Below are 12,094 nucleotides of genomic sequence, written 5' to 3' on the forward strand. Positions count from 1 at the left end.
CTCTGCCGCAGGCGGACAAAACGGCGGTCGCGATGGCCAACTCACCGCATTTTCGTGGTTACAACCTGGCGGGCGTGGAAATCACCCGCAGCCAGCCCGACTATCGTGAGCAGTTCGATATTGGCGCAGAGCGCGAAGCGCTGCCCGTCACCGCCGATTCCCCGACCTGGCAACGCATGCAGGGGCCGAACCAGTGGCCTGAAGCCTTGCCTGAATTGCAGACGGTGGTGACCCGCTGGCAGCAGCAGATGACTGCCGTGGCGCTGGAGCTGCTGCGCGCCTTTGCCGAAGCGCTGAACCTGCCACGTAACGCCTTCGATAACCTTTACGGCGACTATCCCAACGAACACATCAAACTGATCCGCTATCCGGGCCGCACCGAGGGTGAATCACGCCAGGGTGTAGGTGCACACAAGGATTCGGGTTTCCTGACCATGTTATTACAGGACGACCAGCCGGGCTTGCAGGTTGAAGTGACGCCGGGCAACTGGATTGATGCCTCACCTTTGCCGGGCGCGTTTGTGGTCAACATTGGCGAACTGCTGGAGCTGGCGACCAACGGCTATCTGCGCGCGACGGTACACCGCGTGGTGTCGCCGCAGCAGAACAATGAGCGCTTATCCATCGCCTTCTTCCTTGGCGCACAGCTCGACGCCGTCGTGCCAATCTATCAGCTTCCCCCGCAGCTGGCTGAGCTGGCGCAGGGACCGAGCAGCGATCCGCTTAACCCGCTCCTGCGAGAAGTTGGCTGGAATTACCTTAAAGGCCGGCTGCGTTCGCATCCGGAAGTTGCCCAGCGTTTCTATCCCGAACACAACACCCACTAAAAACTACGACTGATAACGATAAGAGATAAATGATGATGATTAAAAAGCGCTTTCTGGTTCTGGCTGGTCTTTCACTGCTGATTGCTCAAAGTTTACAGGCGGCACCGCTGCGCGTGGCGGCCGATCCGCTGCCGCATGCGGAAATCCTTGAGTATGTCAAAACTCTGGATCCGAAACTGGATATCAAAATTGTTGAGCTGAGCGGGGGCGTGAATGCCAATGAACTGCTGGCATCCGGGGATGTCGATGCCAACTACTTCCAGCATCTGCCTTATTTAAAAGATCAGGAGAAAGCGCTGGGAAAAACCTTTGCCGTGGTCGCCAGTGTGCATATTGAGCCGCTGGGGATCTACTCGCGTAAGGTGAAATCGCTGGCAGCGTTGCCAGAGGGCGCAAGCATTGCCGTGCCGAACAACACCACCAACCTGAGCCGCGCACTCTGGCTGTTGCAGGACAAAGGGGTGATTAAACTTAACGCGCAGGGCGAGGCGGGTTCGACGCTGGTGACGCCGAAAGATATCAGTGAAAACCCGAAGAAAATTAAAATTGTTGAGATCGAATCACCGCAGCTGCCACGGTCACTGGATGACGTTGATGCCGCCATTATCAACGGCAACTATGCCCTGGAAGCGGGTCTGAATCCGGCAAAAGATGCGCTGGGGCTGGAGTCCGTGGCGCATAACCCTTACGCCAACCTGCTGGTGACCACGCCTGAACTGGCGAAAGATCCGCGAGTGATTCAGCTGGCGAAAGATCTGCGCTCGCCGCAGGTGGCAGAGTTCATCCGTAAAACCTATCAGGGCTCTGTGATTCCGGTTGCGGACCAGCAGCATGATTAAGCTCAGTCATCTCAGCAAACACTACGCTGGCGCACCTGCGCCAGCGTTAGACGATATCTCTCTGACCATCGAAGAGGGCACCATCTTTGGTATCCTGGGCCGGAGCGGGGCGGGCAAAAGTACGCTGCTGCGCTGCCTGAACCGGCTGGAGAGTCCTTCCAGCGGGCGGATTGAGATAGATGGTCAGGATCTCGCCACATTGAGCCTGGCGCAGCTGCGTCAGCAGCGCCAGCAGATGGGGATGATCTTCCAGCACTTCAATCTGCTGCATTCCCGTAACGTGCAGGACAATGTCGATCTGGCGCTGGAGATTGCGGGTGTGCCTAAGGCGGCGCGCCGCCAGCGGGTCACCTCGCTGCTGAAACTGGTGGGGCTGGAGTCCTTTGCGGCCGCCTGGCCGTCGCAGCTCTCAGGTGGACAGAAACAGCGCGTCGGCATTGCCCGCGCGCTGGCCGCCCGACCGCGTTATCTGCTGTGCGATGAGGCGACCAGCGCGCTGGACCCCGAAACCACCACCTCGATTCTCGATCTGCTGGCCGATATTCAGCAGCAGCTCAATATCACAGTTGTGTTGATTACCCATGAAATGGCGGTAGTAAAGCGTATCTGTGACGGTGCGGCGCTGCTGGAGAATGGCCAGCTGGTCGAGAGCGGAACGCTGAGCCAGATTATGGGACGCGAAGAGGGACGCCTGCGCAAAATGCTGCTGAAGGATGGCGAAGCGGACCGGGCGTTTATTGAAAAATATCAGCGAGAGGCATTAACCCGATGCGTAGCATGAGTAGCGATCGGTTTCAGGAACTGCTGTTGAACGCCACAGGCGAAACGTTATATATGGTGCTGCTGGCGGCACTCTTTACGGTTGCGATAGGTTTACCGGTGGGCGTGCTGCTGTTCCTGACCCGTCCCCAGGGCATTCTGCCTAACCGCGCGATTTCACTACTGCTCAATGCGCTGGTCAATACTGGGCGCGCGCTGCCGTTTGTGGTGCTGCTGATCGCACTGATCCCTTTTACCCGCCTGCTGGTCGGCACCACGCTCGGCAGTACCGCCGCGATTGTCCCGATTACGCTGGGCGCCTTTCCCTTTTTTGCCCGCATCGTGGAGAACGCGCTGGATGAGGTCGATCGCGGCCGCATTGAGGCGGTAGTCTCAATGGGCGGCACGTTGTGGCATATCGTCAGCCGCGTATTGCTGCCGGAAGCACTTCCTGCGCTGGTGGCGGGCATTACCCTGACTATTGTGATGCTGATTGGCTTCTCGGCGATGGCGGGTGTGGTCGGCGGCGGCGGACTGGGCGATCTGGCGATTCGCTACGGCTATCAGCGCTTCGATAACCAGATCATGGCGGCCACCATTGTGGTGCTGCTGGCGCTGGTGATGCTGATTCAGAAACTCGGTGACCGCCTGGTGCGTTCGCTGGCTTATCGGCGTTAAGGGGCAGCGATGTTTCGTGTAATGTCGCCAAAAGGCTATCTGCAACGGCCAGGACTCCGGTCTGAAGTGGGTGAGATTATCCGGCCGCTGACCTCGCATATACATATCCTCACCTCGCCGCACGCCTGGCAGGCGGTGAATCCGGCACTGACCATCAGCCTGGAACAGGCAGGCATTCGCTGGCAGCTCGACATGCTGACCGGTGAATGCACCGATGCGGCGATAGCTTCACTGCAACAGCGGGTGCAGACGCACGGAGCCACCCTGATTCTGGCCGTCGGGGGCGGGCGGGTGCTGGACTGTGCCAAAGCGGTCAATGATGCCCTGCCGGATGTGCGGCTGGTCAACTTCGCTACGCTGGCTGCCACCTGCGCAGCCTGGTCTCCGCTGGCAATTATTTATAACAAGCAGGGCGGGCATCTTCGCAGTCAGCCACTTAACGCCATGCCGGAATGGATTCTGGTGGACAGTGAAGTGATTGCCCATAGCGACGTCCGCTACCTGCGATCCGGTATTGTGGACGCGCTGGCGAAATGGTTTGAGTTTGAACCTTATCAGCGACAGACGCCGCACCGGATGGCGCTGGATCTTAAAGTCGTCGCCGCCTGGCAGGCGGTGACGGTGCTGAGACAGTGGGGTGAAACGGCGGTGGCCGATAACTTAGCGCAACAGGTCACCCCGGCGCTGGAGAAGGTGATTGAAGCCAATATTGTACTGGCAGGGCTGGCGAACAGTATTCAGGACGCAATGGCGACGCCCGGCTTTGCCCATGTTATCCACGACCGTCTGACGCACCAGCCAGAACTGCATCACTGGCTGCACGGCGAAAAGGTCGGTTTCAGCCTGCTGATCCAGTCCTGGATTGAACAGCAGGGCAAACAGGTCGAGCCGGAACTGCTGTCGCTGCTGCGCCGTTTCCACTCGCCCCTGACGCTACCTGCGGCTATCGACGCCGACACCGTGCATCAAATCGCGCAGCAAATCCACTTTCCCGCCGCCAGCCTGGCGCATCTTCCCTTTACGTTTGACCCTCATCAACTGGAGAAGGCTCTGCTGGCGACGGCCGCGTTTAAACCGTAAATGCGGTGAGTCAGAAGAACAGACGTTGCCGCTTGATAACCTACCAATAGTAACTTACCTTTAGTAGCTTAATGGCTAATCAGGTAAGGTGACAACGATGCATGCACTCATAGTGACTTCCCATCCTAATCAGGATGCGCATTCCCACCACGTGGCGGACCAGCTGGCGCAGGGCATAATCTCGACAGGGCACCACACGGTTGAAAAGGCCGATCTGGCGGCAGAAGGGTTTGATCCACGCTTCACGCTCGATGATCATCGACGTTTCAACGGCCAGGCTATGGCATCGCCCGAAGTGCTGGCGGAACAGCAGCGACTGGACCGCGCCGATGCGCTGGTACTGGTCTATCCGATTTACTGGTGGTCATTCCCGGCACAGCTCAAAGGCTGGATCGACCGGGTGTTTATCCAGGACTGGGCCTTCAGCGAACAGGATGGCCGGGTAATTAAACGCCTTGGCCATCTGCCTGTGCATCTGCTGGCCATTGGCGCGGCGGACACCCGAACCTTTGTGCGGCGCGGCTATTTCACCAGCATGCGTAATCAGATTGAAAACGGCATCTTTGACTACTGCGGTGCGCCGGTGGTGACCAGTGAGCTGTTACTGATCGGCGATGAAGGTTATCCTGAGTCGCACTATCAGCTGGCGCAGGCTCTGGGCCAGCGTCTGTTCGCCCATCAGGAAAAACATGACCGTAGAAAAAACACCCCGTAAGCGTCTGTCACGTGAGGCCCGACGCAGGCAGTTGTCAGACGTCGCGTGGCAGATAATGCAGACGGAAGGCAGCGAGGCGCTGACGCTGGCGCGGGTCGGCGACGCGGCAGGCGTCAGTAAACCGGTGGTGTATGACCATTTCACTACCCGTCATGGGCTGCTGGCGGCGTTGTATGACGATTTTGATCGCCGCCAGAGCGAGCGGATGAATGCGGCGATGGATGCCGCGCCGATGCAATTACCAGAAAAAGCGGACGTGCTCGCGGCCTGTTATGTCGATTGTGTGATGACGGAGGGGCGCGAAATACCCGAACTGCTGTCCGCGCTCAGTACCTCACCGGAACTGGCCGCCGTCAAACGCCACTATCAGCTCGATTTTATTGCCCGCTGTCAGCGCTGGCTTGCGCCTTTTGCTGGCAGCAGCGGTATTGCGGAAGCCGGCATGTGGGGGCTGCTGGGGGGCGCGGATGCCATCGCAGGCGCGGTGGCACGCGGCGATATCAGCAAGCCTGAAGGTCAGCAGGCGATAGCGGCTATGGTGATGGCGCTAGTGGCGGGCAGTCTGGCGTCAGAAGCGGATTAGGATAAAAAAGGCGGCCCGCAGGCCGCCGAATCATTCAACCACAACAGGCGTTGTGTAAGCAGTGGCAACGTACAATGATGATCGTTTAGCCTTTCACCCCGCCCGCGGTTAATCCGCTGACCAGCCAGCGCTGTGCCAGCAGGAAAACCAGGGTGATCGGAATCGCGGAGAGCACCGCCGCCGCGGCAAAATCCCCCCACAGGTAGTTCTGCGGATTGAGGTACTGCTGCATCCCCACCGCCAGGGTATAGCTGTTGACGTCGCGCAGCAGCAGCGAGGCCACCGGCACTTCAGTTACTGCAGCGATAAACGCCAGAATAAACACCACCGCCAGAATCGGCACCGACAGCGGCAGCAGCACCAGCCGGAACGCTTGCCACGGCGTTGCGCCATCCAGCGCGGCGGCCTCTTCCAGTGACCCATCGATGGTTTCGAAATAGCCCTTAATCGTCCAGACATGCAGCGCAATGCCGCCCAGATAGGCGAAGATCACTCCACCGTGGGTATTCAGCCCGATAAAGGGCAGATACTGGCCGAGACGATCAAACAGCGCATAGAGCGCTACCAGCGACAGCACCGCCGGGAACATCTGGAAAATCAGCATCCCTTTCAGCAGGCTGGCGCGACCGGTAAAGCGCATACGGGCAAACGCATAGGCGCAGGTGGTGGAGAGCGCCACGATGCCCAGCGCGCTGATTGCCGCAATCTTGATCGAATTCCATAACCACAGCAGCACCGGGAAGGGCGGCGGTGTAACCCGTCCGTCGGCATGTTCAACGCTAAAGCCCAGCGCCAGCCGCCAGTGCTCCCACGAGATCTGCTCCAGGATCAGGCTGCCGGTGGCGAAGTTCCCGGCACGCAGGGAAATCGCGATCACCATCAGCAGCGGAAAGAGAATCGCCGCGATAAACAGCAGCAGCAGCAGATGCGTGGTCAGCAGACGCAGCCGTTGCGATTTGGGTTGTACCATAGCCATAACAACTCCTTAGCGCCTGGTCCAACAGGCTATTAATCGAATTTCATCCGCGAGGCTTTCAGGTTGATCACCGCCAGCGCACCCACCAGCAGGAAGATCAGCGTGGCAATAGCGGCGGCCAGACCAAAGTCCTGCCCGCCACCGCCTTCAAAGGCGATACGCCAGGTGTAGTTCACCAGCAGGTCGGTATAACCGGCTGGTGTGGTAGTGCCCAGGCGATCCGGCCCGCCGTTGGTCAGCAGCTGCACCAGCACAAAGTTATTAAAGTTAAAGGCAAAGCTGGCAATCATCAGCGGCATCAGCGGTTTCAGCAGCAGCGGCAGCGTAATCAGGAAGAAGTTCTGTAGCGGGCCGGCACCGTCCATCGCCGAGGCTTCATAGAGGTCGTCAGGAATGGCTTTCAGCAGCCCCATGCAGAGGATCATCATGTAGGGATAGCCGAGCCAGGTGTTGACGATAATCAGCATGGTGCGTGCCAGCGTCGGATCGCTGAACCAGGCGGGTTTTACACCAAACAGCACGCTCAGCATCACGTTGATCTCGCCAAAGCTCTGGTTAAACAGCCCCTTGAAAATCAGGATCGAGATAAAGGCCGGCACGGCATAGGGAAGAATCAGCATCACCCGATAGACCGCTTTGCCGCGCAGCGCTTCCCACTGCACCAGACAGGCCAGCACCATGCCCACAGCCACGGTCAGCACCACTGTGATCAGCGAGAAGAGCAGCGTCCAGCCAAATATCGCCAGGAACGGCTTCTGAATCCCTTCATCGGTAAAGACCCGTACGAAGTTTTTCCAGCCGGTATTCACGGTAAAGCCGGGACTCAGGGTTTCGTTGCCCCAGTTATCGTCTGCGTTGATGGCCTGATAAAAACCGGTCTGCGGATTGGCGCGGTAATGCGTGCCGCTCTGCTGATTAATCAGCTCATCCTGCGCGCCAACCCGATAAAGCGGCTGGGTACCAGAGTACTGACGCAGCGAACTCATCCGCAGCTGACGGCCATCCGGCAGCTCGGCGCGGATCTGGCTCAGCGCCTGACGGTGGGTGGTGATCACCCTGAAGGTGGCACGTTCGGCTGCAGGGAGTGCCGCGGGAGCCATTTTCAGCGTCTGATCTGCGCCAAATGCAAAGGGAGGGGAGACAAAATTATCTTTGCCATCGTTCAGCACCAGCTGCCAGCGATCACCCGCCGGGAAGAGTGAAAAATTCACCGCCTCACCCGACTGGAACGTGCGGCCCAGCAGCACCTGCTGCGCCCGCTCAAAGGTAAGCTGGTTACTGCTGCTGTAGTTGGTAAAAGCGATGGCGATAGTGCAGGCGAGGGGGAACAACACAAACAGCGCCATTCCGGCGACACCAGGATAGACATAGCGCCACGCATAGGCGCGACGGTTGGCAAAAATCCACAGTCCGGTCGCGCTGAGGATGAGCGTCAGCAGCGCAAAAAGATATTCGCCCTGCGCGTACATCAGCACCAGCAGATAGCCGACCAGCAGACAGCAGAGCGCGATGAGAACGCTTTTCAGCAGCAGACTGCGCGTTTTCGGTTTTCCTGACATGATGCGGTTTTCCTTAACGATCACTCAAGCCGGGTTGCCCCGGCTGCAAAAGGGAGAATTACTTCTTCAGACGGGCCTGGGCATCTTTTAGTGCGGCGTCAACGCTCTGACGACCGCCCAGCGCATTCAGGGTCGCTGTGCGCATCGCGTACCAGAAGGCCGCCATCTGCGGGATGTTCGGCATGATGTCGCCCTGTTTCGCGTTGCTCATGGTGGCGGCGATACGTGGATCTTTCTCCAGCGTCTGCTGATAAGATTTCAGCGCCACGGCACCCAGCGGCTTGTCTTTGTTGACCGTTTCCAGTCCGGAATCGGTCAGCAGATAGTTCTCCAGGAATTCCTTCGCCAGTTCCTTGTTTGGACTGGCGGCATTGATCCCGGCGCTCAGTACGCCGACAAAGGCTTTAGACGGTTTTCCCTTCAAGGCAGGCAATTCTGTGACGCCATAGTCGATGCCGCTCTTATCCAGATTGCCCCATGCCCACGGACCATTGATGGTCATGGCAGTCTCACCTTTGTTGAAGGCGGCTTCGGCAATGGAGTAATCGGTATCCGCATTCAGCGTTTTGGCTTTGACCTGATCGACCAGGAACTGCATGCCCGCTTTCGCCCCGGCGTTATCGACGCCGACATCCTTCACATCATAGTGCCCATCGCTCAGCTTAAAGGCGTAAGCTCCGCCAGCGGCCAGCAACGGCCAGGTGAAGTAAGGCTCCTGCAGGTTAAACATCATGGCACTTTTGCCTTTGGCGCGCAGTTGCTTGTCGAGCGCGGCCATCTCTTCCCAGGTTTTTGGCGGAGTTGGCAGCAGCTTTTTGTTGTAGATCAGTGACAGCGACTCCACTGAAATCGGATAGCCGATCAGCTTGCCGTCAAAGCGCACCGCGTCCCAGGTGAAAGGGAAGATTTTTTCGCGGAAGCTGGCATCCGGTGTCACCTCAGCCAGCAGGCCCGACTGCGCGTAGCCGCCAAAACGGTCATGCGCCCAGAAGATAATGTCCGGGCCATCGCCGGTCGCCGCGACCTGCGGATACTTCTCTTCCATTTTGTCAGGATGTTCGACCGTGACTTTGATACCGGTCTCCTGCTCAAATTTCTTACCCACTTCGGCAAGGCCGTTATACCCCTTGTCACCGTTGATCCAGATGACCAGTTTACCTTCCTCGATTTTTGCCATCGCGCTTGCTGAAAAGAGCACAGCAGAGAGGGCAGAAAGGGCCAGAATTCGTGCTCCGGTTTTCATCGTCATAAATCCATCCTGTTAGCGGAAGTGGTGAATGCTCTGTCGGCATCATTGTGCGGATCCACACCGGCATCTCATCCTCCTGCGCTCTACGCCCCTGGCGTAATCGCTGTGATCGCACAGGCAAAAAGCGCCTTAAGCGCGTGCTGAAGCGGTAAAAAATCCTGCAGGTCTGCGTCAGCGATCACAAAAAAGCGCAGCAGCGCGCGGCCTGCCGAGTCAGCCCGCATTTCTCCTCCTCCCGCCTCCTCCCCCATCAGATTGCGTCGCGGCGGAGGATGTTACTCCCTGTTTCCTCTCGCATAGTGAGCCCCGGAACCCGTCTGCCGCCCGGCAGACACGAATGTGCAGCTAAGAGGGAAGGGATCATGGCGAGCGTTGTGCTACGCAATGTCACAAAAGCCTGGGGCGATACGGTGGTGTCGAAAGATATTGATCTCACTATTCGTGAAGGGGAATTTGTTGTTTTCGTCGGCCCGTCGGGCTGTGGCAAATCGACGCTGCTGCGCATGATTGCCGGACTGGAAACCATCACCAGCGGCGAACTGTTAATCGGCGACCGGCGCATGAATGAGGTGCCGCCCGCCGAACGTGGCATCGGCATGGTGTTTCAGTCTTATGCGCTCTATCCCCATCTGTCGGTGGCGGAGAATATGTCTTTCGGCCTGAAGCTGGCCGGGGTGAAAAAAGCGGAGATCCATCAGCGCGTCAATCAGGTCGCTGAGATTCTGCAACTGGCTCACCTGCTTGATCGCCGTCCCAAAGCCCTCTCTGGCGGCCAGCGTCAGCGCGTGGCGATTGGTCGCACGCTGGTGGCGGAACCCCGCGTCTTTCTGCTTGATGAACCGCTGTCGAACCTCGACGCGGCACTGCGCGTTCAGATGCGCATTGAGATCTCCCGTCTGCATAAGCGCCTGAAGCGCACCATGATTTACGTCACCCACGATCAGATCGAAGCGATGACGCTGGCAGACAAGATCGTGGTGCTGGATGCCGGGCGCATTGCGCAGGTCGGCAGGCCGCTTGAGTTGTATCACTATCCCGCCAACCGCTTTGTCGCCGGGTTTATTGGCTCACCCAAAATGAATTTCCTGCCGGTAAAAGTGACCGCCACCGCCATTGATCAGGTCCAGGTGCGGCTGCCGAATCAGCAGCTGGTCTGGCTGCCGGTGGACAGTGCTGGCGTCCAGGTCGGCAGCAATATGTCACTGGGTATTCGCCCGGAACATCTGCTCTCCAGCGATATCGCCGACGTCACCCTGGAAGGGGAAGTGCAGGTGGTGGAACAGCTGGGGCATGAAACACAGATTCACATCGAGATTCCCGCTATCCGTCAGAACCTGGTCTACCGCCAGGAGGACGTCGTGCTGGTAAAAGAGGGCGCCATCCTCGGTATTGGCCTGCCGCCCGAGCGTTGTCACCTGTTCCGCGAGGACGGGAGCGCGTGCCGCAGGCTGTATCAGGAGCCGGGTGTATAGCCCTGCCAAAAACAATAAAAGCAATGACCTCAGGAGATAGAAAATGTTAACTCTGCGCAAACTTCCCATTGCCGTTGCCGTCGCGGTGGGCACCCTCTCCGCCCCGACGATGGCGGTTGATTTTACCGGTTACGCCCGTTCCGGCATTGGCTGGACCGGCAGCGGTGGCGAGCAGCAATGTTTTCAGGCGACCGGCGCTCAAAGTAAGTACCGTCTGGGTAACGAGTGTGAAACCTACGCCGAACTGAAATTAGGCCAGGAAGTGTGGAAAGAGGGCGACAAAAGCTTCTATTTCGACACCAACGTGGCTTACTCCGTGGCACAGCAGAATGACTGGGAAGCGACATCCCCCGCTTTCCGCGAAGCCAACGTCAAAGGTAAAAACCTGATTGATGCGCTGCCAGGTTCAACCATCTGGGCCGGTAAGCGGTTCTATCAGCGTCACGACGTTCATATGATCGACTTCTACTACTGGGATATCTCCGGTCCGGGCGCGGGTCTGGAAGATGTCGATTTGGGCTTTGGTAAGCTCTCTTTCGCGGCAACCCGTTCGTCTGAAGCCGGCGGCTCTTATACCTTCTCCAGCGATCGTATCCGTGACTTCGCCACCAGCACTGCCAACGACGTGTTTGATGTGCGTCTGGCCGGTCTGGAAACTAATACGGATGGCGTGCTGGAACTGGGTGTCGATTACGGTCGTGCCAATGTCCGTGACGACTACCGTCTGGAGGATGGCGCGTCGAAAGATGGCTGGATGTTCACGGCTGAACATACCCAGAGCATGCTGAAGGGTTACAACAAGTTCGTGCTGCAGTACGCCACTGATGCGCTGACCTCGCAGGGCAAAGGCGTGCCGCAGGGTACCAGTCTGAATAACAATGGTGACATGTATCGTATTCTCGATCACGGCGCGATCTCGCTGGCGGAACGCTGGGACCTGATGTACGTCGCCATGTATCAGAACATCGATCTGGACAACAACCGCGGCACCGAGTGGTACACCGTGGGTGTGCGCCCGATGTACAAATGGACGCCGATTATGAGCACGTTGCTGGAACTGGGCTACGACAACGTCAAATCGCAGCAGGCTAACGAGCGCAACGGCCAGTACAAAGTGACGCTGGCGCAGCAGTGGCAGGCGGGCGACAGCATCTGGTCTCGTCCGGCACTGCGTCTGTTCGCGACCTACGCCAAATGGGATGAAAAGTGGGGTTACAACAAAGATAACTCAGGCGATCTCACCACCTTCGCCTCTGCGGACACCAGCGGCAACGGCATCCTGACTAACAGCCGTGGCAACAACGACGAAGTCACCTTCGGCGCGCAGATGGAAATCTGGTGGTAACCCTTTTCTGAC

The 12,094-nt window shown here is 58.2% G+C and carries 12 protein-coding genes; 9 read left to right on the forward strand and 3 right to left on the reverse strand.

What is annotated here, in order from left to right; all coding sequences use genetic code 11:
• The 7 genes from N1689_RS07820 to N1689_RS07850 all read left to right on the forward strand — a co-directional run.
• Window positions 1-827: isopenicillin N synthase family oxygenase (locus N1689_RS07820; protein WP_260058465.1), on the forward strand; the 827-nt coding region annotated here is incomplete at its 5' end.
• Between the two features lie 35 nt (window positions 828-862).
• Complete coding sequence (locus N1689_RS07825) at window positions 863-1,666, forward strand: MetQ/NlpA family ABC transporter substrate-binding protein (protein ID WP_260058758.1); 804 nt, start codon at window positions 863-865, stop codon at window positions 1,664-1,666.
• A complete protein-coding gene (locus tag N1689_RS07830; RefSeq protein ID WP_161735445.1) occupies window positions 1,659-2,447 on the forward strand; it encodes a methionine ABC transporter ATP-binding protein in 789 nt (262 codons plus the stop codon). The genes N1689_RS07825 and N1689_RS07830 overlap by 8 nt, the downstream gene beginning before the upstream one ends.
• Complete coding sequence (locus N1689_RS07835; protein ID WP_013196174.1) at window positions 2,435-3,103, forward strand: methionine ABC transporter permease; 669 nt, start codon at window positions 2,435-2,437, stop codon at window positions 3,101-3,103. Before N1689_RS07830 ends, N1689_RS07835 begins: the two co-directional genes overlap by 13 nt.
• A gap of 9 nt (window positions 3,104-3,112) precedes the next feature.
• On the forward strand, window positions 3,113-4,183 hold the full coding sequence (locus tag N1689_RS07840) for an iron-containing alcohol dehydrogenase family protein (protein ID WP_260058468.1): 1,071 nt from the start codon (window positions 3,113-3,115) through the stop codon (window positions 4,181-4,183).
• Between the two features lie 97 nt (window positions 4,184-4,280).
• Window positions 4,281-4,898 (forward strand): NAD(P)H-dependent oxidoreductase, encoded by a 618-nt coding sequence (locus tag N1689_RS07845; RefSeq protein WP_161735451.1) that lies wholly within the window; start codon window positions 4,281-4,283, stop codon window positions 4,896-4,898.
• The gene (locus tag N1689_RS07850) at window positions 4,873-5,481 is read left to right on the forward strand and encodes a TetR/AcrR family transcriptional regulator (RefSeq protein WP_161735452.1); all 609 of its coding nucleotides are present in this window, start codon (window positions 4,873-4,875) and stop codon (window positions 5,479-5,481) included. The genes N1689_RS07845 and N1689_RS07850 overlap by 26 nt, the downstream gene beginning before the upstream one ends.
• An 85-nt stretch (window positions 5,482-5,566) precedes the next feature.
• Here N1689_RS07850 and malG read toward each other — a convergent pair whose 3' ends face one another.
• From malG to malE, 3 genes are read right to left on the reverse strand one after another with little or no spacing between them, the layout of a single operon-like run.
• A complete protein-coding gene (gene malG / locus N1689_RS07855) occupies window positions 5,567-6,457 on the reverse strand; it encodes a maltose ABC transporter permease MalG (protein WP_260058470.1) in 891 nt (296 codons plus the stop codon).
• Between the two features lie 32 nt (window positions 6,458-6,489).
• Window positions 6,490-8,016 (reverse strand): maltose ABC transporter permease MalF, encoded by a 1,527-nt coding sequence (gene malF, locus N1689_RS07860; RefSeq protein WP_260058472.1) that lies wholly within the window; start codon window positions 8,014-8,016, stop codon window positions 6,490-6,492.
• A 58-nt stretch (window positions 8,017-8,074) separates the two neighbouring features.
• Window positions 8,075-9,265, reverse strand: coding sequence for a maltose/maltodextrin ABC transporter substrate-binding protein MalE (gene malE / locus N1689_RS07865; RefSeq protein ID WP_161735456.1), 1,191 nt, complete (start codon window positions 9,263-9,265; stop codon window positions 8,075-8,077).
• A 362-nt stretch (window positions 9,266-9,627) separates the two neighbouring features.
• Between malE and malK the strand changes: the two genes are divergently transcribed.
• Window positions 9,628-10,737, forward strand: a complete 1,110-nt coding sequence (malK, locus tag N1689_RS07870) for a maltose/maltodextrin ABC transporter ATP-binding protein MalK (protein WP_150015485.1) — start codon at window positions 9,628-9,630, stop codon at window positions 10,735-10,737.
• A gap of 43 nt (window positions 10,738-10,780) precedes the next feature.
• Entirely contained in the window at window positions 10,781-12,082 is a 1,302-nt protein-coding gene (locus tag N1689_RS07875) for a maltoporin (protein WP_222925812.1), read from the forward strand.
• The last annotated feature ends 12 nt before the right edge of the window (window positions 12,083-12,094 follow it).

The sequence above is a fragment of the Pantoea sp. XY16 genome, assembly GCF_025153065.1.
GTDB lineage: Bacteria > Pseudomonadota > Gammaproteobacteria > Enterobacterales > Enterobacteriaceae > Pantoea > Pantoea alfalfae.

Bases quoted from the DNA above. Each gene is read 5' to 3' on its own strand.
- N1689_RS07825 (WP_260058758.1), top strand. From the start codon at position 863: ATGATTAAAAAGCGCTTTCTGGTTCTGGCTGGTCTTTCACTGCTGATT.
- N1689_RS07830 (WP_161735445.1), top strand. From the start codon at position 1,659: ATGATTAAGCTCAGTCATCTCAGCAAACACTACGCTGGCGCACCTGCG.
- N1689_RS07835 (WP_013196174.1), top strand. From the start codon at position 2,435: ATGCGTAGCATGAGTAGCGATCGGTTTCAGGAACTGCTGTTGAACGCC.
- N1689_RS07840 (WP_260058468.1), top strand. From the start codon at position 3,113: ATGTTTCGTGTAATGTCGCCAAAAGGCTATCTGCAACGGCCAGGACTC.
- N1689_RS07845 (WP_161735451.1), top strand. From the start codon at position 4,281: ATGCATGCACTCATAGTGACTTCCCATCCTAATCAGGATGCGCATTCC.
- N1689_RS07850 (WP_161735452.1), top strand. From the start codon at position 4,873: ATGACCGTAGAAAAAACACCCCGTAAGCGTCTGTCACGTGAGGCCCGA.
- malG (WP_260058470.1), bottom strand. From the start codon at position 6,457: ATGGCTATGGTACAACCCAAATCGCAACGGCTGCGTCTGCTGACCACG.
- malF (WP_260058472.1), bottom strand. From the start codon at position 8,016: ATGTCAGGAAAACCGAAAACGCGCAGTCTGCTGCTGAAAAGCGTTCTC.
- malE (WP_161735456.1), bottom strand. From the start codon at position 9,265: ATGACGATGAAAACCGGAGCACGAATTCTGGCCCTTTCTGCCCTCTCT.
- malK (WP_150015485.1), top strand. From the start codon at position 9,628: ATGGCGAGCGTTGTGCTACGCAATGTCACAAAAGCCTGGGGCGATACG.
- N1689_RS07875 (WP_222925812.1), top strand. From the start codon at position 10,781: ATGTTAACTCTGCGCAAACTTCCCATTGCCGTTGCCGTCGCGGTGGGC.